A 24033-nucleotide genomic window follows, 5' to 3' on the forward strand; every position below is an offset into this window, starting at 1 on the left:
GTGGTGCGGTGTGCTGTGTCAGAACGTCAGAACGACAGGCCGTTGGAGCGCAGCCACGGCGCGGGGTCGACGGCGGTCGCCGCGCCGCCGGGGTGGACCTCCAGGTGGAGGTGCGGCCCGGTCACGTTGCCCGTGGCGCCCACGCGGCCGATGACGTCGCCGCTGGTCACCTTCTGACCGGCGCTGACATTGAGGGACGACTGGTGGCAGTACCAGAGCTCGGTGCCGTCCGGCAGCTCCAGGACGGTGCGGTAGCCGTACGCCCCCGCCCAGCCGGCCTCCTTGACGGTGCCGGAGTGGATCGCCTTCAGCGGCGTACCCGTCGGAGCGGCGAAGTCGAGGCCCGTGTGGTAGCCGGAGGACCACATGGATCCGGGCTGACCGAAGGTGCCGGTGATCGTGTACGAGGCGACCGGCAGCGTGAAGCTCTTGGCAAGCCTGGCGAGACGCTCGGCCTCGGCCTTCTTCTTCGCCGCCTCCTCCGCCGCCTTCTTGTCGGCGGCGGCCTTGGCGTCGACCTTGGCCTGCGCGGCGTCCTGCTCCTTGGCCGCGTCCTCGGCGGCCTTCTTCGCGGCGGCCTCCTCGGCGGCGGCGGCCTCGGCGTCGGCGGCCTGGTCCTGCTGCTGCTCGGCCTGCTGGAGGATGCGGGCACGCAGAGCCTCGCCGGCGTCGGTCGTGCCCTGCTGGGCGTCGGCCGTGGTGACGCCGGCGCCGGTCAGCGGCGCGGCGTTGGTGCCGGAGTCGCTGTCGGAGGAGCCGGATATCAGCGCGCCCACGCCGGGCAGCGACTTGGCCTCGGGCAGCGCGTCCTTGACGGCCGACAGGTCGGGCATCGAGATGTGTACCGGGGGCTTGCCGCCCTGCGCGGTGGCGATGCCGCCCGCGCCGACGGCCGCGATCACGCCGACACCGAGGACGGTGGAGCTGCGGGCGAGTCCGCCGCGCTGCTTGGCGACGCGGTGCCGGCCGCGTACGGGCCGGACGGATTCCTCGGTGGGGTTCCACTCTTCCCAGGGCTGCTCGTCCGCGTAGCCGAACTCGTCGTTCGGGGCACGGGAGAACTCTGGGGCAGGCCGGTTGGACGCCACGGGGGCGCGCTCCTTTCCTTCCTTCTCGCCTACCGGGTTAGCTGACGGGTTCGGAGCAGGAAGGTCTCCTACCGACGTCCTTCACGAGGAAAGACGTCCGATTCACCCCAAGTTGGTGGTTCCCCGGCTCCCTTGCGGGATTAGGCGCGTGCGCACGGAGCCGTCTCTTGTGACGGCTGGGACGACCGCGCTGCGTTATCGAACGTTAATAGACTCGGGGGTCCGATTCCAAGCCGTTCCGACTGATCGTTAAGGCCTTTGGCCTGGACTTAACGGGGCACGAGCGGGCGGAATCGGGCGAGTTGACCGCCCGTCGGGAGGGGCTCATCTTCTGACGGTTTGTCAAATGTTATGCACAGCGACGCCGTTCGACTACAGAAGGTGAGGATCCCCCTTACCTTTGCTTCACTGCTGCTTCACTGCCGTCTCACGCCGGTCTCACGGCCGCCCACCTCAAGGCCGCCTCACGCCCACCTCAAGGCCGCCTCACGGCCGTCTCACGGCCGTCTCACCGCGAGGAGCGCCATGTCGTCCGTCGTGCCGCTCCCGGTGTGCCGGCGGACCTCGGTCGTGAGCGTCGCGAGGAGCGGGTCCGGCCCGGGGAACATCCGCCCGGCGAGCCGCTTCGCCGGGTCGTAGAACTCGCCCTGCGCGTTGCGCGCCTCGGAGAGCCCGTCCGTGTACAGCAGCAGCGTCGCCCCGCCCGGGAACGCCACCTCCGACGCGCGGTCGGGCCAGGTGCCGAGGTCGCCCATCCCGAGCGGCAGCGCCGGCTCCGGCGACGACAGGACCCGCAGCGCGCCGTCGCCGCCCAGGAGCAGCGGCTCGGGGTGGCCGCGGTTGACGATCCGTACGACGCCGTCGCCGTGCGGGATCTCGGCGAGGACGGCCGTGGTGAAGCCCTCGTACTCGTCGAGGCCGTGGCGCCGCATCCCCTCCCGCGCGAGGGCCCGCTCCAGGCGCTGCGCGACCGCCTCCAGGGTCGCCTCCTGCTCGGCCGCCTCCCGGAAGGCCCCGATGACGACGGCCACGGCGGCGACCGCGCCCATGCCCTTCCCTCGGACGTCGCCCACGACGAGCCGCACGCCGTGCGGGGTGTCCTGCACCGCGTACAGGTCACCCCCGATGAAGGCGCCCGCCTGGGCGGCCTCGTAGCGCGCCGCGATCTGCAGGCCCGCGATGTGGGCGGCGGGCTCGGGCAGGACGGCGTGCTGGGCCGCCTCGGCGATCTCGCGTACGGAGGTGAGCTGCTCGGAGCCGCGCCGCACGACGCGGTTGATGAAGCAGGCGAGGATGCAGACCGTGACGACGGTGATGAGTTCGGTGATGGAGTCGGTGTTGTAACTGCGGGTGTATCTGAGATGCACCCCGAGCACGACGGCGACGGTCGCGAGGCCGGTCAGGAGCGTGCCGCGGGGCGAGAAGAAGGGGGCCGCGATCAGCGGGGCGGCGGTGAAGAGCGGCACTCCGGTGAACGTCGACAGGGTCATGTAGTCGTAGATCGCCCCTGCGACGATGAGCAGCGGGGGCAGCACGCGCACGAAGGAACGTGCCCTGGACGGGCGCGGTCCCGCTTCGTGTCTCTGCCCTCCTCGCTGCCCCACCGCTCGTCTCCCGCCACCGTCCGTGTCGGTCCGGTCGGCGCACGTCATCGCGCCCCACCCCAGGGTTCCCCGGGGCGGGACGGCGGGCGACCCGGCGGGACCGACCGGGTGACGGCGTGACGGAGACACGCTGAAAGTGCCGGGATACGCCGAAGGCCCGGAAGCTGATGCTTCCGGGCCTTCGGTTTCAGTAGCGGGGACAGGATTTGAACCTGCGACCTCTGGGTTATGAGCCCAGCGAGCTACCGAGCTGCTCCACCCCGCGTCGGTAAACACGACTCTACGCCATTGCGGGGACAGAACGCGAATCGGCCGTCCTGCGGCAGCCCGGAACCACCGGAACCACCGGAACTGCCGGACTGCCGGACTGCCGGACTGCCGGACTGCCGGAACTAGAGGTCGAACTCGTGCGGGGGCAGGCCGAGCATCAGGCAGGCCTCGCGGACGACGGCCTGCTCGTCCTTGTCGAAGTCGCCGTCGGCGCCGCCGATGACGATGCCGATCTGAATGACCGCGCGCGCCTCCGCCGGCTTCTTCTTCGCCTTGGCGATCTCCTGGAGGACGCTGACCTTGCCGAAGTCGAAGTCGGCGGTCAGCTTGTCGAGGGCGGCGTCGAAGCGGGTCTGGAGCTGGTCCGCCGGGAAGTTCTGCAGCACCTCGTTGGTGGTGATGAGCTGGGCCACGCGGCGGCGCTCGGACGGGTCGACGGTCCCGTCGGCCGCGGCGACCAGCGCACACATGGCCATGCTCGCGTCACGGAAGGCGCCGCTCTTGAGGTCGTTCTTCTTCGCCACGAGCTGCGTCTGCATCGTCGACGCGGACTCCTTGAAGCGATCCCACAGGGCCATGACTCTCCTTGTTCGGCACGTATTCATCGGCACGTACTGATCTTCTACAGCTCTGTAGAAACTAGCGGAGAGCGGCAAAAGTTCCGCCCCTAAACTGAAGGCCTGAACCCTCCGCCGGGGAGCCTTTCGCGGTCCGGTGAACGGGATTCGCGGTCCGATGAACGGGAGAAGACGACGGTGCCGACACCAGAGAAGCCCTGACGGCGCCCGAAGTGACCGACACCGCCCCGGCCCACGCCGCCGCCCCGGCCCCGTCCCCGTCCCCCGGACGTACGACGCTGCAGCACCTGCGCTCCCTCGGCAGCGGCCCGCGCGGGCTCACCGAGGCGGAGGCCGAGCGGCGCCTCGCCCGGCACGGCGAGAACGTGCCGCCCGGCACGCGCCCCCTGTCCTGGCCCCGGCTCGCCGCCCGCAGCCTGCGCGATCCGTTCACCGCCGTCCTGCTCTGCCTCGGCCTCGTCTCGGCGACCGTCGCCGCCTGGGGCACCGCCTGCGTGATCCTGGTCCTGGTCGCCGTCAGCTGCGGCCTGCGCTCCGCGGGCGAGCGCCGCGCGGACAGCGCCATGGCGGGCCTGCGCGACCTGGTGGCCACGACGGCGACCGTGCTGCGCCGCCCCGGCGACGACGCCTCGGGCCCGCCCGGCGAACGCGAGATCCCGGTCGGCCAGCTGGTGCCCGGGGACGTCGTCCGCCTCGGCCCCGGCGACCTGGTCCCCGCCGACGTACGCCTGTTGCGGGCGCAGGGGCTGACCGTGCAACAGGCCGCGTTCACCGGGGAGTCGGTGCCCGTCGGCAAGCATCCCGTGGACCTGCCCGCGGACGGCGAGTCGGCGCATCTGTGCTTCCAGGGCGGCAGCGTGGCCTCCGGGAGCGCGAGTGCAGTGGTGCTGGCGACCGGCGCGGACACCCGCTTCGCCGCCGACCGCCGCACGGCCGGCGCACGGCGTGCGGCGAGCGCGTTCGACCGCTCGGTGCACGGCATCTCGTGGACCCTGATCCGCTTCATGCTCCTGACGCCGCCGCTGGTCCTGATGGCGGGCGCGGCGCTGCGCGGCCGGGGCCTGGAGACGCTGCCGTTCGCGGTCGCCGTGGCCGTCGGGCTGACCCCCGAGATGCTGCCGGTGATCGTCACGACGGCGCTCGCCCGCGGCTCGGCGCTGCTTGCCCGCACCCACGGGGTGATCGTCAAGCGGCTGCCCGCGCTGCACGACATCGGCGCGGTCGACATCCTCTGCGTCGACAAGACGGGCACCCTCACGCAGGACCGCCCGGACGTCGACCCGGACCGCACCGACCCCGAGGCCCTGCACTGGGCGGCCGTCTCCGCGTGGTGGACGCTCCAGCTCGCCGAGCTGCCGGCCCCGGACGCGCTCGACGAGGCGGTCATCGACGAGGCGCTCACGGCGGACCCGGACCTCATCGACGCGTACGACGGGGTCACCGCCCTCCCCTTCGACCCCGTACGCCGCCTCGCCACCGCCGTCGTGCGGCGGCCCGGCGCGCTCGGCACGGTCACCCTGGCCGTCAAGGGCTCGGTCGAGAACGTCCTCGAGCGGTGCGCGCTGGACGACGCCGAACGCGCGCGCCTGCTCGCCCGGGCCGCGGAGCTGTCCGGCGACGGACTGCGGCTCCTCGCCGTGGCGACCGCCGAGCGCCCCGCCCGGCACCGCCCGTACAGCACGGCCGACGAGCGCGGCCTCACCTTCACCGGCTTCGTCGCCTTCACCGACGCCCTCGTGCCGACCGCCGCCCAGGCCCTGCGCGACCTCGGCGAGCGCGGTGTCACCGTCAAGGTGATCACCGGCGACCACCCCGGCACCGCGGCCCGCGCCCTGCGCGACCTCGGCCTCGACCCCGGCGACGTCCGCACCGCGGACTCCCTCGACGCGCTCACCGACGCGGAACTGGCCCGCCTCGCCCACCGGACCACCGTCTTCGCCCGCTGCGCCCCCGCGCACAAAGCACGCATCGTGACCGCCCTGCGGGCCGGCGGGGAGACGACGGTCGGCTTCCTCGGCGACGGCGTGAACGACCTGCCCGCGCTGCGCGCCGCCGACGTCGGGATCTGCCCGCGCGACGCGGTCCCCGTGGCCCGCGACACGGCCGACATCGTGCTGGCCGAGGCACGGCGGGGCGACGGCCCGGCGGACCGCCCCGGCAAGGACCTCACGGCGATCGGCCACGCGATCAGCGCGGGCCGCCACAGCAGCGGCAACATCGCCACGTATCTGCGCGTGACGCTGTCCTCGAACCTCGGCAACGTGATCGCGATGCTCTCCGCGGGCCTCCTGCTGCCGTTCCTGCCGATGCTCCCGGCCCAGGTACTCGCCCAGAACCTGTGCTTCGACGCGGCCCAGCTCTCGTTCGCCTTCGACCGCCCGGCGGCCGCCGCCCTGCGCCGGCCCAGCACGCTGCGCCCCCGCGACTTCCTCCGCTTCATCACCGGTTTCGGCGTCCTCAACGCCGCCGCCGACCTCGCCACCTTCGGCGCCCTCGCCCTGGCCCTGCACACGCGGGCGGGGCCCGGCGAGGCGGCGTTCCACGCGGGCTGGTTCACCGAGAACCTGCTGACGCAGGGTCTGGTGATGCTGCTCCTGCGCACCGGCCGGGACGGCTCGGGCCCCCTCCCCCGCACGCCGAGCCCGGTCCGCTGGGCGGTGGCCGCGCTGGCCGTCGTCGGCATCGCCCTGCCCCTGACGCCCGTCGCCGGCCCGCTCGGCATGACCCCGCTGCCGCTGTTCTACTACGCGCTGCTCGCGGCGGTCCTCGCCCTGTACGCCCTCGCGCTGACGGCGGTGAAGAGGCGCTACCTGCGCCAGGACTGACGCCGCGCCACGAACGGCCGCCCCCCGTACGCCGAAAGCCCAGATCGGATGACTTCCGACCTGGGCTTTCTCTGTAGACCCTGTGGGACTCGAACCCACAACCAATGGATTAAAAGTCCACTGCTCTGCCAATTGAGCTAAGGGTCCACGCGCCGGACGGCGCCGACGCTTCCCCGAGCATAGCCCGCCGCGGCCGGGAGGCCGATCGGGTATCGGCCTCCACGGCCTGTCGGACGTCACCCGGCCGTCACACGGGCGGCCGGGCGGCGCGTCCGCCGGTCACGGATCGACCGGTTCGGGCGCTCCCACTCGCCCCGCCTCCCGCGCGACGGTCCGCGCGTGCTCGGGGTTGAGGAACCAGTGCCGGGCCGACGCCAGCCACCACACGCCCGCGAACCCGAGGACCACGAGCACGGCGATCGGCGCGTAGTTGAAGTTCTCCCACGTGACCGGCGCGAGCTGCGGCAGCATGAACAGGACCGTGATGACGCCGACCCACACCACCGCCACGATCCCGATGGGCCGCGACCACTTGCCCAGGTGCCAGGGCCCGCGCTCGAAGGCATCCCCCTTGCGCACCCGCAGCAGCGTCGGGACGACGTACGCGATGTAGAGGCCGATGACGGCGATCGAGGTCACGGCCGCGTACGCCGTGACGTTGATCAGGTACGGCAGTCCGAGCACGAGCGCGCCGAGCGCGGCCAGCCACACGGCGGCGACGGGGGTGCGGGTGCGCGGGTTGACGGTGTGCCAGACGTGCGAGTACGGCAGCGCTCCGTCGCGTGAAAAGGCGTAGATCATGCGGCTGTTGGCGGTGACGGAGGCCATGCCGCAGAAGAGCTGCGCGCCGATGACGACGAGCAGCAGCAGCTTCCCGGCGGTCGCGCCGAGCGCGTCGAGCAGGATCTGCGCGGGCGGCGCCCCGGTCGCGGAGCCGAGCGCGCCCTTGTACGACTGGATGGCGAAGGTGAAGCCGAGGAGCAGCACGAACCCGGCGATCCAGGACGTCCAGATGGAGCGCACGATGCCCTTGGGCCCGGCCGTCGAGGCGTCGTGGGTCTCCTCGGTCATGTGCGCGGAGGCGTCGTAGCCGGTGAAGGTGTACTGGGCCATGAGCAGCCCGATCAGGGCGACGTAGAGGCCGCTGCCCCACCCCGTGTTGTTCACGAACTTCGTGAAGACGAACGACACCGACTGGTGGCTGTCGGGCGCGAAGGCGAGGGCTCCGACGATGACGACGACGCCGATGACGTGCCACCAGACGCTGACGTTGTTGAGCAGTCCGACGATGCGGACGCCGAAGGTGTTGAGGAGTCCGTGCAGGATCAGGATCGCCGCGAACAGCAGGATCGTGCGGCCCGGCGTCACCATGAAGCCGAACTGGAGGTTCAGGTAGGCGCCGAGGAAGGACGCGGCACCGAAGTCGATCCCGGCGGTCACCGCGACCTGCCCGAGGACGTTGAACCACCCCGTGAACCACGCCCACGCGGCGGCCGACCTCGGCGGCGCGAGCCGGTGCGCCCAGAAGTAGAGGCCCGCGGACGTCGGATACGCCGAACAGATCTCCGCCATCGCGAGCCCGACGAACAGCGTCATCAGTCCGACCCCGACCCACCCCCAGGTGATCAGGGCGGGACCGCCGGTGTTCATCCCGAACAGATACATCGTCAGGCACCCGGAGAGCACCGAGATGATCGTGAAGGAGACCGCGTAGTTGGAGAACGCCGACATCCGGCGGGCGAGGACCTGGGTGTAGCCGAGTTGCGCGAGGCGCTCCTCGTCGGACGATGGCGGCGGCTGCTGCACCGCTGGGTCACTTGTCATGCCCCCAGCGATGCCCGGCCAACGGGCTGGCCATGCACGGGAGTTGGCCAAAAAATGCCCTTGAGTGACCGGGGGTGGAAACCGCCGGGTGACCGGGGCGGGAACGCGTGCGACCAGGGCCCGGGAAGCGGAACCCGGAAGGCCCGGGAAGCGGAACGCGGAAGGCCCGGAAGACGCGATCGTCTCCCGGGCCCTTCACTCACTTCACAAGGTCTCAGCCGTTGCGCTTCCAGCGCGGCTTCTCGTCGCGGCGGAACGAGGAACCGCCGGTCGAGCCGGAGCCCGCACCACGGTGGTCGTCACGGCGGCCGTACGGGCGGTCGTGGCCGCCGGAGCGGAAGCCGCCGCCGGTGGGACGGTCGTCACGACGGTCGCGGTTGAACGGACGGTCGCTGCCGCGGTGGCCGCCGGAGGGGCGGTCGTCACGGCGGAAGCCGCCGCCCGAGGGGCGCTCGTCACGACGGTCGCGGTTGAAGCCGCCCCCGGAGGGACGGTCGTCACGACGGTCACGGTTGAAGCCACCGGACGGACGGTCGTTGTCGCGGCGGAAGCCACCCGACGGACGGTCGTCGCGACGCTCGAAGGAACGGCCACCGCGGTCGTCACGACGGTCACGGTCGAAGCCGCCACGGTCGTCACGACGGTCACGGTTGAAGCCGCCCGACGGACGATCGTCACGGCGGAAGCCGCCACGGTCGTTGTCACGGCGCTCGAACGAACGGCCACCGCGGTCGTCACGACGGTCACGGTCGAAGCCGCCACGGTCGTCACGACGGTCACGGTTGAAGCCGCCCGACGGACGGTCGTCGCGACGGTCGCGCTTCTCGTAGTTGCCCCGCTCGTCACGGCGCTGCGGGCGCTGCTCGTAGGACGAACGCTCCTGGCGCTCGGCCGGGGCGGCGGACTGCTCCGGGACGGACGCCTCGGCGGCCTTCTCGGCAGCGGCCGCGACGGCGGCGGCGACACCCTCGGCGTCCTCGCCCCGCTCACGGGCGGCACGCGCGGTGAGGCGGTCGGCCTCCTCGCGCAGCTCGCCGGCGCGGCGCGTGGCACGCTCCAGCTCCTTGGTGAGCGAGGTGACCTCGCGCTCGGCCTGCTGCGCGGCGTTGCCCGCGGACTCGGCCTGCACCTCGGTCATGGACCGGGCACCGGTGATCTCGGCGACCTCGGGCTCGAAGGCCGTACCGGAGTTGATGATGTGACGCGAGGCGTCGACGCCCGCGTCCTCCATCAGCCGGAAGATCTGACGGCGCTGGTGCGGCAGCGACAGGGAGACGACGACACCGGACTTGCCGGCACGCGCGGTACGGCCCGAGCGGTGCAGGTAGTCCTTGTGGTCACCGGCCGGGTCCACGTTCAGGACCAGGTCGATGCCGTCGACGTGGATACCGCGGGCGGCGACGTCGGTGGCGACGAGCGTGTTGACGTAGCCGTCCTTGAAGTCGGCGAGAACGCGGGTACGGGCGCCCTGCGTCATGCCGCCGTGCAGCGCGTCGGCCTTCACACCGGCGTCCTGCAGCTGCTCGGCGATGCGGTCGGCGCCCAGCTGGGTGCGGACGAAGATGATGGTGCGGCCCTTGCGGGAGGCGATCGCGGCGGTGACCGGCGCCTTGTCCTTGGGCTTCACGATCAGGATGTGGTGGGTCATGGTCGTGACGGCGCCCTGGGCGGCGTCGACCTCGTGCGTGACCGGGTTGGTCAGGTAGCGCTTGACCAGCGTGGAGATCTCGTTCTCCATCGTGGCCGAGAACAGCATGCGCTGGCCGTCGGCCGGGACCTGGTCGAGCAGCTCGGTGACCTCGGGCAGGAAGCCCAGGTCGGACATCTGGTCGGCCTCGTCGAGAACGGCGATCTCGACGTTGGCGAGCGAGCAGGCGCCGCGGTTGATGATGTCGCGCAGGCGGCCCGGGGTGGCGACGAGGACGTCGACGCCGCGCTCGAGCGCGTAGATCTGGTTGCCCATGGACGTACCGCCGCAGACGACCTTCATCTTGAGGCCGAGGACGTCGCCGTAGGGCTGGAGGGCGTCGGCGACCTGCATCGCCAGCTCGCGGGTCGGGGTCAGGATGACCGCGCGAGGCTTCTTCTTCTCGGTGTGACCGCCGGCGAGACGCGCCAGGGTCGGCAGACCGAAGGACAGGGTCTTGCCGGAGCCGGTGCGGCCACGGCCGAGGATGTCCTTGCCGGCCAGGGCGTCCGGGATGGTCGCGGCCTGGATCGGGAACGGCGCGGTCACGCCGTTCTGCGCGAGCTTGCGGACGATGCCCTCGGGCAGACCGAGGTCGCCGAAGGTCAGGGTGGGCTCGGCAGGCTCGGCAGGCTCGGCGGGGGTGTCGGGGGTGTCGGCCTCGGCGGAGGCGTCTTCGACGACCTCTCCGACGGCGACGGTCGTCACGTCCTCGTCGACGGCGAGGACCTGAACGGCCTCGTCCTTCTCGACGTTCTCGGGCATGACGGAGTGGTCAGAACTGGAAATGGACATGCGAAATGCGAAACCTTCCGGAGTCTCGGCACGCGCCCGTCAACTCCGTGAATTTCGCAATCGACCGCCTCAATGCGGTCCAGCCACGGCTGGGGAGAGAACGCGCCACGCGGCGCTCTTCTTTTTCGGCGCCGGGCAAATGGGATCAAACGATCTACCACCATACGCACCCACCACCCCCCTGCGCAAACCCGCTCCGTGAGACCCCGCTCACACCGGGGCGCCGTGCCTGATGCCGCACCCCGCGCCGTACCCCGGTGCCGCACCCAGCGCCGTACCCGGGTGCCGCACTCCGCGCCGCGCAGGGCACCACCCTCGCGCCGCGCAGGCCGCCGCCCCCGCACCGCACCGCCCTGTCGCTACGCCTGCGTCCCCGCGGTCGGCGCGGGCTCCCGGACGACCCTGACCCGGCCCGACGCCTGCTCGTGCGCCGACGAGGAGGGCTCGGCGGTGGACGGGTCCGGCGTCGGCGTGGGGGTGTCCTCGGTCGGCGTCGGCGAGTCCGGGGTGGGGCGCGTCGGTGACGGCCGCGTGGGCGGCGTGGTCCGCCCGCTCGCCGACGGCTTCGCCGGACCCGGGGCCCCGCGCTCGGAGGGCGACACCGAGGGCGAGGACGCGGCGTCCGAGGCCCCGTCCGACGCGGTCCCGCTCGGCCCGGGCGACGTCGCCCCGTCGTCCCCGCCGCCCCGGGCCCCCGCCCGCGTTCCGGCGCCCCCGGGGACCACCGCGCCGCCGTCGGGCGCCACCCCGCCGTGCCGCCCGGCCGAGTGCGACGGGGTGGCGGCGCCCCCGTCGTGCGCGACGCTCACGCAGCCGCTGGCCGCCGCCGTGACGGCCACCACCGTCGCGGCCATTCGAACCAGACGAGGGGGCAGGGACAGCTGGCGCACGGGCGAGCACCTCCGGGGCGCTGGAATGCGGGGAGCGGGAGCTGGGGCTGAAGCCGGAACCGAGACGGAAAAGGAAGAAAAAGGAAGAAAAAGGGGCCGCCGAAAACCGGCGTCACCGTTCCCAACTCCCGTCCCCCGCAAGAGGACACGCCCACCGCGTCACCGCTGCCCGGCGCTCACCCGTAACCGAGGGCGTGCAGCCGCGCGTCGTCGATGCCGAAGTGGTGGGCGATCTCGTGGACGACGGTGACCTCCGTCTCCGCGACGACGTCCTCGTGGGACTCGCACATCCGCAGCGTCGGGCCCCGGTAGATCGTGATCCGGTCGGGCAGCACGCCCGCGTACCACTCGCCCCGGTCGGTCAGCGGCGTCCCCTCGTAGAGGCCGAGCAGCTCGGGGCTCCCGGCGGGAGGCTCGTCCTCGACGAACACCGCCACGTTGTCCATGAGCCGCGTCAGCTCGGGCGGAATCCGGTCCAGGGCCTCGGCGACCAGTTCCTCGAACTCCTCGCGCGTCATCTCCAGCACACGGCCATTGTCGGCCACGCCCCCGCATATCCACCTGTCCTCCTGGGCATACGGGACCAATGGCCCGCGTCACCGCTGCCGCCGTCCGGTCCGTCCTGCGGAACGTCACCTCCGCGGCCGGCCGCCTCTTCCGCGCCCGGCGCCCCCGCCCCACCGGCGAACTCACCCACCAGCCCCACCCGTACGTCCGTGCCCTCGGCATGACGGCCGTCGTCCTCCTGGGCGCCTGGCTCGGCCTCCTCGTCGTCGGCAGCGTGCGCGTCCCGGTGGGCCCGATGGACACCCGGATGACGCTGCGCCCGTCCCTGACCGGCGGCACGAAGATCAACGTCTCGCCGCTCGGCTCCCTGGAACTGAAGTCGCACACCGCCCCCATCCGCCTTGACGTGGACGTCGACCGTCTCGACCCGGTCCGCTCCGAAGCCCTGGTCAACCACCCCGAGCGCATCTCCGGCCTGCAGAGCGAGATCACCCGCGACGTCGAGAAGGGCACCCTCGACCTCGCCGTGCGCTCCTGCGTCGCCGTCGTCTCCGGCGCCACCGCGCTGGGCCTCGCCGTCTACCGCCGCCCGCGCCGCGCACTCGGCGCCGGCGCCCTCGCGCTCGCCCTCCTGGCGGCCTCGGGAGGAGCGGCGTACGCGACCTGGAACCCCAAGTCGGTCCTGGAGCCGAAGTTCTCCGGACTGCTCTCCTCGGCCCCCTCCGTCGTCGGCAACGCGCGATCGATCGTCACCGAATTCGACGTCTACCAGAAGGAGTTGGCGCGCCTGGTGACCAATGTGACGAAGCTGTACGACGTGACGTCGACGCTCCCCGCGTACCGCCCCGACCCGTCCACGATCCGCGTCCTGCACGTCTCCGACATCCATCTGAACCCGGCGAGCTGGAAGATCATCGCCTCGCTCGTCGAGCAGTACGACATCTCCGTGATCGTCGACTCCGGCGACACGATGGACCACGGCTCGGCGGCCGAGAACGCGTTCCTCGACCCGATCAAGGACCTCGGCGCCCCGTACGTCTGGGTCCGCGGCAACCACGACTCGGCGACGACTCAGCGTTACCTCGAACGGTTCAGGAACGTCCACGTCCTCGACGACGGCAAGGCGGTCTCCGTCGCAGGGCTGCGCTTCGCCGGCACGGGAGACCCCCAGTTCACGCCGGACCGGGCGGTCAAGGCGCAGGGCGACCCGGCCGAGCGCATGGCCGGCATCCGGCTGGCCTCGGCGCTGCGCGACCAGCGTGCGGCGGGCACGCCGGTGGACATCGCGATCGCCCACAACCCGGTGGCCGCCCGCGAGACGGACGGCACGGTGCCGCTGGTCCTCGCGGGCCACATCCATCACGAGGAGACCGAGGTGATGAAGCTGGGCACGCGGCTGCGCGTCGAGGGCTCGACCGGCGGCAGCGGGCTGCGCGCGGTGGACGACGCGTCCCCCGACCCGGTGCAGGCGTCGGTCCTCTATCTGGACCGCGACACGCGCCGCCTCCAGGCCTGGGACGAGATCGAACTGGGTGGCCTGGGCCTGACGACCGCGCAAGTGAGCCGCCACCTGCCCAAGGAGAACCAGCCCGGCGCGACCCCCTCCCCCACCCCCTCGCCGAACCCCTCACGGACGCCGCCCAAGGGCTCGCCCTCACCCTCGCCTTAAACCGTTTTGGCGATCCCTCCCCGCATCCCATATGCTTCTCACGTCCCCGACGCGCTGCGAAGCGCCCAGGCGGGCCAATTAGCCCTCATCGTCTAGTGGCCCAGGACGCCGCCCTTTCAAGGCGGTAGCACGGGTTCGAATCCCGTTGGGGGCACGTAACACCCTGTGCGACACTTGTGTCGCACAACAGCTTGGTCCTGTGGAGCAGTTTGGAGTGCTCGCCACCCTGTCAAGGTGGAGGCCGCGGGTTCAAATCCCGTCAGGACCGCTGCGATTCGTTCGCGAACCGCGTGGCTGGGTAGCTCAGTTGGTACGAGCGATCGCCTGAAAAGCGATAGGTCGCCGGTTCGATCCCGGCCCCAGCCACAACAAACAGGCCCCGTCTCCGGATGGGGCCTGTTGCGTTCCCTCCCGGCACACCCTGCCCCCGAGGCCGCGCCCGCGGCGAAGCCGCCGACAGACACAGCAAATCCCGTCAGGACCGCTGCGATTCGTTCGCGAACCACGTCACGGGCGGTCCCGACGGGCTCGCACGGCCGCCATCAGGGCCGGCACCGGGCAGACGGCCCGCCCAGCCACAACAGACGCGCCCCGTCTCCAGACCAGGCCCGCACCCGGTCCCGTACCCGCGCCCCCACCCTCAGCCCCACCCCCCAGGCGCCGTCACGCCTCCCCCTGGGGTGCCGCGTGTGCCGGTTCGCTCGTTCGGCCGCCCGGGTGGCGGTGGCGCCAGAACCAGAAGACGCCGCACGACAGCAGGGCCCAGGCCGCGAGCACCAGGAACGGGAACGCGTGCTGGTACGCGCCGAAGTACACCGCCGTGTGCTGCGCGTTCACGGACGCGCCCGGCGGCAGCCAGCGGCCGATGCGGCCGAGTACCGACGGCAGCAGCGGCCACGACACCGCGCCGCCCGACGACGGGTTGCCGAGGAGCACCATCAGCCCCCACGTCGGGATCATCGCCCAGCGGCCGAAGAGCGTGTTGAACATCGTGAAGACCATCCCCGACGTGAACATCGTCAGCGCGAGGATGGCCCAGGACTCGGCGAAGGGCAGGTCGAGGGCGCCGAGCCACCAGTCCACGACGGCGGCGATCACGAAGGCCCCGGCCATCGCGTACGCGACCGTGTAGGCGATCCGCTCCCACGGGTTGAGTGCCCGCGCGTGCACGCTCAGCTGGATCGCGCCGACGAAGCCGATGATGACCGCGGCCAGCGAGATGTAGAAGATCGCGAGACCACGCGGGTCGCCCTTCTGCAGCGGCCTGGCGTCGGTCACCGTGACCGGCACCCCGAGCGCGGCGCCCACCTTCGGGGCCGTCTCCGCGAGGACCTGCGCCACCGAGGCACCGGACGCCCCCGAGACGACGAGGGAGACGCGGTCGCCGGCCCGCACGTCCAGGACCGCGAAGACCTTCTGCTGGTCCACGCCCGCAAGGGCCGCCGGAAGGTTCGGATACGGATGCAACTGGAGCGAAGCGTTCAGCGCCCGCTCCATGCCGGCGAGGAACTCCCCGCCGTGAGAGGCGTTCGCCGCCCCCACCACGGCCGTGGGAATCCGGTGCGGAGTCGGGTTCGCCATCGTGTACGTGTACGACCCGGCGAAGAGCCCCGCGGCGGCGGCCAGGATGAACACCAGGACGGTCGCGGGCAGGAACGGCGACTTCTTGAAGTCCTCCCAGCGTTCCCGGCGCGTGGGCACCCGCCCGTGCGCGCCGTGCCCGTGGTCGCCGCCGCCCCCGCTGTCACCGCCACTGGCTCTGCCGCTGCCGCCGCCGCTGCCGCCGCCGCTGTCTTCGTCGCTCAGATCCGGCATACGAACACGTTAAAACACCCATAAGGGACCTACACCGCCAAACGCGAGATCACCGGCCGAAACCGGCCCACGTCAAAACCAGTCGCCACCAATTTCCCCGAGGTGAGATCCTGGACCGCGTATGTCTACGCAGCCTGCCCCCGTCCTCGGCTCCCTCGCCCAGCGCCTGTCCGAGCTGTCCCTGCGCGATGCGCACCGGCTCGGCCGCAGGCTCGAAGGCGCGCGCCGCATCCGTAAGCCCGAAGCCCGGGCCGCCGTGCTCGCCGAGATCGAGGCGGAGGCCGAGAAGGCCGAGGCCAGGACCGCGCTGCGCCGCGGCCGCTTCGACGCGCTCGACGTCACGTATCCCGAGCAGCTTCCCGTCAGCCAGAAGAAGGACGAGATCGCCGACGCGATCCGCGACCACCAGGTCGTGATCGTGGCGGGCGAGACCGGCTCCGGCAAGACGACCCAGATCCCCAAGATCTGTCTCGACCTCGGCCGCGGCCTGCGCGGCATGATCGGCCACACCCAGCCCCGCCGGCTCGCGGCCCGCACGGTCGCCGAGCGCATCGCGGACGAGATGGACACGCCGCTCGGCGAGGCCATCGGCTGGAAGGTCCGCTTCACGGACCAGGTCGACCCGGACGCCACGTTCGTGAAGCTGATGACGGACGGCATCCTGCTCGCCGAGATCCAGACGGACCGCGAGCTGCGCGCGTACGACACGATCATCATCGACGAGGCCCACGAGCGGTCCCTGAACATCGACTTCCTGCTCGGTTACCTGGCGCAGCTGCTCCCCAAGCGCCCGGACCTGAAGGTCGTCATCACGTCGGCGACGATCGACCCCGAGCGCTTCTCCCGGCACTTCGGCGACGCCCCGATCGTCGAGGTCAGCGGCCGTACGTACCCGGTGGAGGTGCGTTACCGGCCCCTCCTCGAAGAGGATTCCGAAGACTCCGACCGGGACCAGATCACCGCGATCACCGACGCCGTCGAGGAGCTCCAGGGCGAGGGCAAGGGCGACATCCTCGTCTTCCTCTCCGGAGAACGCGAGATCCGCGACACGGCGGACGCGCTGGAGAAGAAGAAGTTCCGCTTCACCGAGGTCCTGCCCCTCTACGCGCGCCTGTCGCACGCGGAGCAGCACCGCGTCTTCCAGCGCCCTACCGGCTCGCTCCGCCGCATCGTCCTCGCGACGAACGTCGCGGAGACCTCGCTGACCGTCCCCGGCATCAAATACGTGATCGACCCGGGCACCGCCCGCATCTCGCGCTACTCGCACCGCACGAAGGTGCAGCGCCTCCCCATCGAGGCGATCAGCCAGGCCAGCGCCAACCAGCGCAAGGGCCGCTGCGGCCGTACGTCGGACGGCATCTGCATCCGCCTGTACTCGGAGGACGACTTCCTCGCCCGTCCCGAGTTCACGGACGCGGAGATCCTCCGGACGAATCTCGCCTCCGTCATCCTCCAGATGACCGCGGCCGGGCTCGGCGACATCGAGAAGTTCCCCTTCATCGACCCGCCGGACCACCGCAACATCCGCGACGGCGTGCAGCTCCTCCAGGAGCTCGGCGCGCTGAACCCGGCGGAGAAGGACGTCCGCAAGCGCCTCACCCAGCAGGGCCGCAAGCTCGCCCAGCTGCCGGTGGACCCGCGCCTCGCCCGGATGGTCCTGGAGGCCGACAAGAACGGCTGTGTGCGCGAGGTCATGGTGATCGTGGCCGCCCTGTCCATCCAGGACCCGCGCGAGCGCCCCAGCGAGAAGCAGGCGCAGGCCGACCAGCAGCACGCCCGCTTCAAGGACGAGACGTCCGACTTCCTGGCGTTCCTCAACCTGTGGCGCTACATCCGGGAGCAGCAGAAGGCTCTCGGTTCCTCCGCGTTCCGGCGTATGTGCAAGTCGGAGTACCTGAACTTCCTGCGCATCCGCGAGTGGCAGGACATCTACACGCAGCTCCGCACGGTGGCCAAGCAGATGGGCCTACATCTGGAGGAGCCTGCGGCGGGTACTGACGCGCCCGAGCAGCAGGTCCACATCTCCCTCCTCGCCGGCCTGCTCTCCCACATCGGGATGAAGGACGTGAAGGAGTCCACGGACAAGGACCCCAAGCAGCGCGGCGGCCGGAACGAGTACCTGGGCGCCCGGGGCGCCAAGTTCGCCGTCTTCCCCGGCTCCGCCCTCTTCAAGAAGCCCCCGCGCTTCATCATGTCCGCCGAACTCGTCGAGACCTCGCGCCTTTGGGCCCGGGTCAACGCGCGGATCGAGCCGGAGTGGGTCGAGCCCCTCGCCGAACACCTCCTCAAGCGCACGTACAGCGAGCCGCACTGGGAGAAGGACCAGGCGGCCGTGATGGCGTACGAGAAGGTGACGCTGTACGGCGTCCCGCTCGTCGCCCAGCGCAAGGTGAACTACGGGCGCATCGACCCCGAGGTCAGCCGCGAGCTGTTCATCAGGAACGCTCTGGTCGAGGGCGACTGGCGCACGCACCACAAGTTCTTCTCGGACAACCGCAAGCTGCTCACCGAGGTCGAGGAGCTGGAGCACCGGGCCCGCCGCCGCGACATCGTCGTGGACGACGAGACCCTCTTCGACTTCTACGACCAGCGGGTCCCGGCCCATGTCGTCTCCGGCGCGCACTTCGACTCCTGGTGGAAGAACAAGAAGCGCGACGAGCCCGAACTCCTCGACTTCGAGCGCTCCATGCTCATCCGCGAGTCCGCGGAGGCCATCACCAAGGACGACTACCCGGACTCGTGGCGCCAGGGCCCGCTGAAGTTCCGGGTGACGTACCAGTTCGAGCCGGGCGCCGACGCGGACGGCGTGACCGTCCACGTGCCGCTCCAGGTGCTCAACCAGGTCACGTCCGAGGGCTTCGACTGGCAGATCCCGGGCCTGCGCGAGGACGTGGTCGTCGAGCTGATCCGCTCGCTGCCCAAGCCGGTCCGCCGGCACTACGTCCCGGCGCCGAACTACGCGAAGGCGTTCCTGGAGCGGGCCGTGCCCCTCCAGGAGGCGCTGCCGCTGACGCTGGCGCGGGAGCTCCAGCGGATGGTCGGTGTGCCGGTGCAGGCCGACGACTTCGACCTGTCCCGCGTACCCGACCACCTGAAGGTCACCTTCCGGATCGTCGACGAGCGGCGCAGGACGCTCGCCGAGGACAAGGACCTGGAGGCGCTGAAGCTCAAGCTGAAGCCGAAGGCCCGGCAGGCGATCTCCAAGGCGGCCGCGGCGACGGCCGAACGCTCCGGCGGCGAGTCCCTGGAGCGCAAGGGCCTCACCGACTGGTCGATCGGCACGCTGAGCCGCGTCTTCGAGACCCGGCGCGCCGGCCAGCCGGTCAAGGCGTACCCGGCGCTCGTCGACGACGGCGACACCGTCTCCGTACGCCTCTTCGACACCGAGGCGGAGCAGGCGCAGGCCATGTGGAGGGGCACGCGCCGGCTCATCCTGCGCAACATCCCGGTCAACCCGGGCAAGTTCGCCTCGGACAAGCTGACCAACCCCCAGAAACTCGCCCTGTCCGCGAACCCGCACGGCTCGGTCCAGGCGCTCTTCGAGGACTGCGCCATGGCCGCCTGCGACAAGCTCATCACGGACTTCGGCGGCCCGGCCTGGGACGAGGAGTCGTACCGCAAGCTCTACGACAAGGTGCGCGCCGAGATCGTCGACACGACCGTACGCACGGTGGGCCAGGTGCAGCAGGTCCTCGCGGCGTGGCAGGCCTGTGAGCGCCGCCTGAAGTCGACGAAGAGCCCGACGCTGCTCGCCAACCTCACGGATGTCCGCGCCCAGTTGACGGCCCTGATCCGCCCGGGCTTCGTCACGGAGACCGGCCTGCGGCGCCTGCCCGACCTGGTGCGCTACCTGGTCGCGGCCGACCGGCGTCTGACGCAGATGCCGACGAACGTCCAGCGGGACACGTCGCGCATGGAGAAGGTCCACGAGATGCAGGACGAGTACGCCTGGCTGCTCGAACAGCTGCCGCAGGGACGGCCCGTGCCGCAGGAGGTCCTGGACATCCGCTGGATGCTGGAGGAGCTGCGGGTCAGCTACTTCGCGCACGCGCTGGGCACGGCGTACCCCGTCTCCGACAAGCGGATCGTGAAGGCGATCGACGCGGCGGCGCCGTAACGGACCCGGCACACTGGGTGAGTTCGACCGCCGGGCCTGCGCTGCTGTACAGTCTCGTATCGCAGCACAGCGCAACACCAAGTGCCGCAAAAGCAAGGTCCTGTGGAGCAGTTTGGAGTGCTCGCCACCCTGTCAAGGTGGAGGCCGCGGGTTCAAATCCCGTCAGGACCGCAGTAAAACTGAGGCCCGCACCCCGCAAGGGGCGCGGGCCTCAGTCGTGTGCATGGGGACACGCATGCGCGGAGACAAGAGGCCGCGCCCGCGGCGGAGCCGCAATCAGACACAGCAAATCCCGTCAGGACCGCAGCAAAACTGAGGCCCGCATCCCACAAGGGCGCGGGCCTCAGTCGTGTGCATGGGGACACGCATGCGCGGAGACAAGAGGCCGCGCCCGCGGCGGAGCCGCAATCAGACACAGCAAATCCCGTCAGGACCGCAGTAAAACTGAGGCCCGCATCCCACAAGGGTGCGGGCCTCAGTCGTGTGCGCGGCCCGTACCCGGCCCCTCCCCCGGCGCGCTCCCGCTTCTTGACGGAGTCTCACTCCCCCGGTACCCAGGCAGCAGGGATTCCCGACCCGGAGGTGACGCATGGCGGCATCCGCCCGGCACGAGACGCGCGCCCTGCTGCGCGCCCACCTCTCCGCCGCCTCCGGCCACCGCCATCTGACCCGGCACTGCCCCGTCTGCCACCGACTCCTGCGTCTCGCCCTGGAACCCGACAGAGAGCCCACAGGCGGCCCTCAGGCGGACTGCGGGGCATGCGAGGACGAAAGTCCCCCGACCGCGTGACCAAAGCCGCCGGACGGCGCCCTCAACTGATGGCAGCCTGGGGGAAGTACGCGTGAAGCTCCCCGCGCGAATCCCCTCTAACCCAGGGGCCGCACCGGCAACAAGCGTTCGATCGTGTGACGGGTGTCACCACATCAGTTTTGGAAACAGCGTTTCTTACCCCCTCCCTACAACGCCTCAATTTAATATGTGCAATTGCACCACCCCGGGAGGTCTACGCGTGCCACTCGCGCGACCACTCCGGAGGTCGCGACACGGACCCCCCGAGACGTCCTCCCAGCGGACACCGGACCGCCGCACGGGAACCGATCAGAGAGCCACAAGCCCGCCCACAGACCCACCCGGCCGGCCCGCCGGAGCCCCCGCACCCGCACGGATCCGCGCATAAAAAAATCGCGCTGGACCCGGCGGAGTCCAGCGCGATCGACGACGCACCCTTGAAGCAGGAGCAGGCGTGGGCCTGTTGGGGCAGGACCCGCGTCGTATGGAGCTGCAGATCAGGCGCTACAAAGGGCTGGGGGGCCCAGAACGCCCGGTTTATTCAGTTGTTCAGGCCTCGCTGCGCTGCTGCGGAATACCCGCGAGCAGTGCGCGGACCTCAGCCTCGCGGTAGCGGCGGTGCCCGCCGAGCGTGCGAATCGACGTGAGCTTGCCAGCCTTGGCCCAGCGCGTCACCGTCTTCGGGTCGACGCGGAACATCGTGGCGACCTCAGCCGGGGTCAGCAGCGGCTCGGCATCAGGGGTGCGAGCGGTCATGAGCGGCCTCCTCGGGAGAACCGAACCTTCTCGGTTCATTCCTCTAAATTCTGCACCTTGACCCGCGTTGCCCGAAATGGCGGACGCGAGTCGAGTCGGTTATAGGACGAACGGCTTGTCCTCGGCACTACAACTACACCATCCGTCCAGCCGCGTCGGCCAAACCGATGGAATTGCCCCCCCAGGCGTTCATCACCGACGGAAGCCGATGGACCATGCCATAGCGGACAGTCACGCCACTGTGACGATCAGTCACAGTGGCGCCAGGAGTCACGAGACCCCCCATAGCGTGCAATGCTGAGATTTCTGGCTGCACGCGGACGAAAGCAGCCAGACGGAGCCCTCCCCGGACTCCTTGTCCTATTTTGGCACGAGGGGGGGTGATGGGCGCAAGGGCGCAGTTAGTGCGGTCCGTCACGCTTGAGACATACGCCCGGATCGGGACCTACGTCCCCGTACCACCCCAAGAACTCCGTGGAGCCCCTGCGTTCAGTTCGCGAACTGACGGTCGCGCACCGCACGCCAGCGTTCCACGAGCCGCGCGTACGCCGCCTCGGCCCCGTCGCCGTCACCGCGGCGCAACGCCTCGATCCCCTCGGCCACGTCCGCGGCGGAGTGATCACCGTCCAGATCCTCGGACGGCAGGGCGTGCACCAGACCGCCGTAGTCGAGTTCGACGAATGAACGCGGATGGAACTCTTCGAGCCAGCGCCCCACGTCGACCAGGCCGTCGATGAGCGGCCCCTCGTCCATCGCGTCCCGCAGCGTCCGCAGCCCCCGCGCGACCCGGCGGCGCGCCTGCACCATCGGCGTCCGGTAGCGCAGCACCGGCGCCGCCCCGTCCGCACAGCCGCCGGTGGCCTCGCCCCCCGCGTCCCCGTCGCCGCCCCCGCCGTACTCGCGCTCCTCGTCCGAGACCAGGACGAACCAGTTCAGCGGGATCTGCCAGGTGGACGTGCGGATCCAGGGGCGGGCGTCGGGGTTGCGTTCCAGCCAGCGTTCGTAGTCCGCGGCGGACTGCCGGCGCACCACCGGCGGGAGCACCGCGTCGAGCACCGGCGTCGGCAGCCGCCCGGGCAGCTCGTCGAGCGCCTGCCAGCCGCGCAGCCGGGTGCGCCACGGGCAGACGCACACCACCCCGTCCACCTCGATGACGAACGCGTCGTCGCTCTCGTGCACCGGCACGGGCACCGGCGGCGTCGGCAGCAGGTCGGCCAGCGACCGGCGTAGTTCATCCTGGTAGGAGGGGCGCTCGCGACGCTCCGCGTAGCGCTCCCAATGGCTCCGCTCGGGCTCGGGGAACGCCGCGAGGGGCTCGTACACACGGAGGTACGACGCGTAGGGCACGGTCACCGAAGACACCTTGGGCACGGCTGCTCCCTCCCCCGGCCTGCGCCTGGAAAACACTCCAAATCGTCCCATGGCCGAACGTGATCGCACCTGGCCGGACACGCGCATACTCCGGGAGAGGGTGATCCTCGGCACTGCGCCTCGGGCGGGTCGGCGCAGGCTCTAGTCTCTTGCCCATCGGGGCCCGCCACCCGCACGGGCACCGTCTCCAACCGCCGCTCCTTACCTGGGAGTCACCACAGTGACCGATGTAACCGGCGCCCCTGCCGATGTTCTGCACACCCTGTTCCGGTCGGATCAGGGGGGCCACGAGCAAGTCGTCCTCTGCCAGGACCGCGCCAGTGGCCTCAAGGCCGTGATCGCCATCCACAGCACCGCCCTGGGCCCCGCCCTCGGCGGCACCCGCTTCTACCCGTACGCGAGCGAGGCGGAGGCCGTCGCGGACGCCCTCAACCTCTCGCGCGGGATGTCCTACAAGAACGCCATGGCCGGGCTCGACCACGGCGGCGGCAAGGCCGTCATCATCGGCGACCCCGACACCATCAAGACCGAGGAGCTGCTGCTCGCCTACGGCCGCTTCGTCGCCTCGCTCGGCGGGCGCTACGTGACGGCGTGCGACGTCGGCACGTACGTCGCCGACATGGACGTCGTCGCCCGCGAGTGCCAGTGGACGACCGGCCGCTCGCCCGAGAACGGCGGCGCGGGCGACTCGTCCGTCCTCACCGCCTTCGGCGTCTTCCAGGGCATGCGGGCCTCCGCCCAGCACCTGTGGGGCGACCCGACACTGCGCGGCCGCAAGGTCGGCGTCGCGGGCGTCGGCAAGGTCGGCCACCACCTCGTGGAGCACCTCCTCGCGGACGGCGCGGAGGTCGTGATCACGGACGTGCGCCAGGAGTCCGTACAGCGGATTCTGGACAAGCACGCGCCGCGCGTCACCGCCGTCGCCGACACCGAGGCCCTCATCCGCACCGAAGGCCTCGACATCTACGCCCCCTGCGCCCTGGGCGGCGCGCTCAACGACGACTCGGTGCCGGTCCTCACGGCGAAGATCGTCTGCGGCGCGGCCAACAACCAGCTCGCCCACCCGGGCGTCGAGAAGGACCTCGCCGACCGCGGGATCCTCTACGCGCCCGACTACGTGGTGAACGCCGGCGGAGTGATCCAGGTCGCCGACGAGCTGCACGGCTTCGACTTCGAGCGGTGCAAGGCCAAGGCCGCGAAGATCTTCGACACCACGCTGGCCATATTCGCTCGTGCGAAGGCGGACGGGATCCCGCCGGCCGCCGCGGCCGACCGGATCGCCGAGCAGCGCATGGCGGAGGCCCGCCGGGCCTGACGTTCACCGGCATCACGGGGCGGCCCGTCGGCGTACGCGGGAGAGAAGACTCACGCCCGTCGGCGGGTCGCCCGCCCAGAAGAGGTTAAAATCGCAGCTGACCAGCGAGGACAGGGCTCCTTGCTGGTCCTG

At 71.0% G+C, this 24033-nt stretch carries 15 protein-coding genes, 6 tRNA genes and 1 riboswitch; of the genes, 9 read left to right on the forward strand and 12 right to left on the reverse strand.

The features are described 5' to 3' along the window. Nucleotides 1-26: 26 nt before the first annotated feature. The 4 genes from EOT10_RS07920 to EOT10_RS07935 form a co-directional block, all read right to left on the reverse strand. On the reverse strand, nucleotides 27-1088 hold the full coding sequence (locus tag EOT10_RS07920) for a M23 family metallopeptidase (RefSeq protein WP_127827382.1): 1062 nt from the start codon (nucleotides 1086-1088) through the stop codon (nucleotides 27-29). An 11-nt stretch (nucleotides 1089-1099) separates the two neighbouring features. Further along, nucleotides 1100-1245, reverse strand: a riboswitch (cyclic di-AMP (ydaO/yuaA leader). A gap of 340 nt (nucleotides 1246-1585) precedes the next feature. Next, entirely contained in the window at nucleotides 1586-2623 is a 1038-nt protein-coding gene (locus tag EOT10_RS07925; protein WP_189491329.1) for a PP2C family protein-serine/threonine phosphatase, read from the reverse strand. Nucleotides 2624-2883: 260 nt separating this feature from the next. Beyond that, nucleotides 2884-2957, reverse strand: a tRNA-Met gene (locus EOT10_RS07930). A gap of 127 nt (nucleotides 2958-3084) precedes the next feature. Then, complete coding sequence (locus EOT10_RS07935) at nucleotides 3085-3540, reverse strand: tellurite resistance TerB family protein (RefSeq protein WP_127827384.1); 456 nt, start codon at nucleotides 3538-3540, stop codon at nucleotides 3085-3087. A gap of 212 nt (nucleotides 3541-3752) precedes the next feature. Between EOT10_RS07935 and mgtA the strand changes: the two genes are divergently transcribed. Next, nucleotides 3753-6365, forward strand: a complete 2613-nt coding sequence (mgtA, locus tag EOT10_RS07940) for a magnesium-translocating P-type ATPase (protein WP_223280882.1) — start codon at nucleotides 3753-3755, stop codon at nucleotides 6363-6365. Between the two features lie 74 nt (nucleotides 6366-6439). On the opposite strand, the gene EOT10_RS07945 is transcribed toward mgtA, so the two are convergent. The 5 genes from EOT10_RS07945 to EOT10_RS07965 all read right to left on the reverse strand — a co-directional run bounded on the left by EOT10_RS07945 (nucleotide 6440) and on the right by EOT10_RS07965 (nucleotide 12088). Further along, nucleotides 6440-6512 (reverse strand) — tRNA-Lys (locus EOT10_RS07945). A 132-nt stretch (nucleotides 6513-6644) separates the two neighbouring features. After that, entirely contained in the window at nucleotides 6645-8189 is a 1545-nt protein-coding gene (locus EOT10_RS07950) for an amino acid permease (protein WP_127827386.1), read from the reverse strand. A 214-nt stretch (nucleotides 8190-8403) separates the two neighbouring features. Next, a complete protein-coding gene (locus EOT10_RS07955; RefSeq protein ID WP_223280883.1) occupies nucleotides 8404-10671 on the reverse strand; it encodes a DEAD/DEAH box helicase in 2268 nt (755 codons plus the stop codon). A 359-nt stretch (nucleotides 10672-11030) separates the two neighbouring features. Further along, entirely contained in the window at nucleotides 11031-11561 is a 531-nt protein-coding gene (locus EOT10_RS07960; RefSeq protein ID WP_127827387.1) for a hypothetical protein, read from the reverse strand. A 176-nt stretch (nucleotides 11562-11737) separates the two neighbouring features. Then, nucleotides 11738-12088, reverse strand: a complete 351-nt coding sequence (locus EOT10_RS07965; RefSeq protein WP_189491331.1) for a metallopeptidase family protein — start codon at nucleotides 12086-12088, stop codon at nucleotides 11738-11740. A 59-nt stretch (nucleotides 12089-12147) separates the two neighbouring features. Here EOT10_RS07965 and EOT10_RS07970 point away from each other — a divergent pair, with 59 nt between their 5' ends. From EOT10_RS07970 to EOT10_RS07985, 4 genes are all read left to right on the forward strand, one after another. Continuing rightward, the gene (locus tag EOT10_RS07970) at nucleotides 12148-13737 is read left to right on the forward strand and encodes a metallophosphoesterase family protein (RefSeq protein ID WP_127827388.1); all 1590 of its coding nucleotides are present in this window, start codon (nucleotides 12148-12150) and stop codon (nucleotides 13735-13737) included. A gap of 81 nt (nucleotides 13738-13818) precedes the next feature. Next, nucleotides 13819-13891: transfer RNA gene (locus EOT10_RS07975), tRNA-Glu, on the forward strand. A 39-nt stretch (nucleotides 13892-13930) separates the two neighbouring features. Further along, nucleotides 13931-14005, forward strand: a tRNA-Asp gene (locus EOT10_RS07980). A 24-nt stretch (nucleotides 14006-14029) separates the two neighbouring features. Continuing rightward, nucleotides 14030-14103: transfer RNA gene (locus tag EOT10_RS07985), tRNA-Phe, on the forward strand. A 297-nt stretch (nucleotides 14104-14400) separates the two neighbouring features. On the opposite strand, the gene EOT10_RS07990 is transcribed toward EOT10_RS07985, so the two are convergent. Then, the gene (locus tag EOT10_RS07990) at nucleotides 14401-15552 is read right to left on the reverse strand and encodes an ABC-2 transporter permease (RefSeq protein ID WP_223280884.1); all 1152 of its coding nucleotides are present in this window, start codon (nucleotides 15550-15552) and stop codon (nucleotides 14401-14403) included. 121 nt (nucleotides 15553-15673) lie between these two features. Between EOT10_RS07990 and hrpA the strand changes: the two genes are divergently transcribed. The 3 genes from hrpA (at nucleotide 15674) to EOT10_RS08005 (ending at nucleotide 20459) form a co-directional block, all read left to right on the forward strand. Beyond that, nucleotides 15674-19669 (forward strand): ATP-dependent RNA helicase HrpA, encoded by a 3996-nt coding sequence (gene hrpA, locus EOT10_RS07995; protein ID WP_127827389.1) that lies wholly within the window; start codon nucleotides 15674-15676, stop codon nucleotides 19667-19669. Nucleotides 19670-19765: 96 nt separating this feature from the next. After that, nucleotides 19766-19840 (forward strand) — tRNA-Asp (locus EOT10_RS08000). A gap of 418 nt (nucleotides 19841-20258) precedes the next feature. Beyond that, nucleotides 20259-20459 carry a DUF6274 family protein gene (locus tag EOT10_RS08005; RefSeq protein WP_127827390.1) on the forward strand — a complete coding sequence of 67 codons (201 nt, stop codon included), beginning with the start codon at nucleotides 20259-20261 and terminating at the stop codon, nucleotides 20457-20459. A gap of 549 nt (nucleotides 20460-21008) precedes the next feature. Here the strand turns inward: EOT10_RS08005 and bldC are convergent. Continuing rightward, nucleotides 21009-21215 (reverse strand): developmental transcriptional regulator BldC, encoded by a 207-nt coding sequence (gene bldC / locus EOT10_RS08010; RefSeq protein WP_003949541.1) that lies wholly within the window; start codon nucleotides 21213-21215, stop codon nucleotides 21009-21011. A 489-nt stretch (nucleotides 21216-21704) separates the two neighbouring features. Beyond that, a complete protein-coding gene (locus EOT10_RS08015; protein WP_127827391.1) occupies nucleotides 21705-22586 on the reverse strand; it encodes a DUF8083 family protein in 882 nt (293 codons plus the stop codon). A 220-nt stretch (nucleotides 22587-22806) separates the two neighbouring features. On the opposite strand from EOT10_RS08015, the gene EOT10_RS08020 reads away from it, so the two are divergent. After that, a complete protein-coding gene (locus EOT10_RS08020) occupies nucleotides 22807-23901 on the forward strand; it encodes a Leu/Phe/Val dehydrogenase (protein WP_127827392.1) in 1095 nt (364 codons plus the stop codon). Nucleotides 23902-24033 lie beyond the last annotated feature (132 nt).

Origin of the sequence: Streptomyces antnestii, from assembly GCF_004005495.1 — a bacterium.
GTDB classification, from domain to species: Bacteria; Actinomycetota; Actinomycetes; order Streptomycetales; family Streptomycetaceae; genus Streptomyces; species Streptomyces antnestii.

Excerpts from the sequence above, each read along its gene's own strand:
- EOT10_RS07950 (WP_127827386.1), bottom strand. The coding sequence starts at position 8,189 with ATGACAAGTGACCCAGCGGTGCAGCAGCCGCCGCCATCGTCCGACGAG.
- EOT10_RS07955 (WP_223280883.1), bottom strand. The coding sequence starts at position 10,671 with ATGTCCATTTCCAGTTCTGACCACTCCGTCATGCCCGAGAACGTCGAG.
- EOT10_RS07935 (WP_127827384.1), bottom strand. The coding sequence starts at position 3,540 with ATGGCCCTGTGGGATCGCTTCAAGGAGTCCGCGTCGACGATGCAGACG.
- EOT10_RS08005 (WP_127827390.1), top strand. The coding sequence starts at position 20,259 with ATGGCGGCATCCGCCCGGCACGAGACGCGCGCCCTGCTGCGCGCCCAC.
- hrpA (WP_127827389.1), top strand. The coding sequence starts at position 15,674 with ATGTCTACGCAGCCTGCCCCCGTCCTCGGCTCCCTCGCCCAGCGCCTG.
- EOT10_RS07970 (WP_127827388.1), top strand. The coding sequence starts at position 12,148 with ATGGCCCGCGTCACCGCTGCCGCCGTCCGGTCCGTCCTGCGGAACGTC.
- bldC (WP_003949541.1), bottom strand. The coding sequence starts at position 21,215 with ATGACCGCTCGCACCCCTGATGCCGAGCCGCTGCTGACCCCGGCTGAG.
- EOT10_RS07990 (WP_223280884.1), bottom strand. The coding sequence starts at position 15,552 with ATGCCGGATCTGAGCGACGAAGACAGCGGCGGCGGCAGCGGCGGCGGC.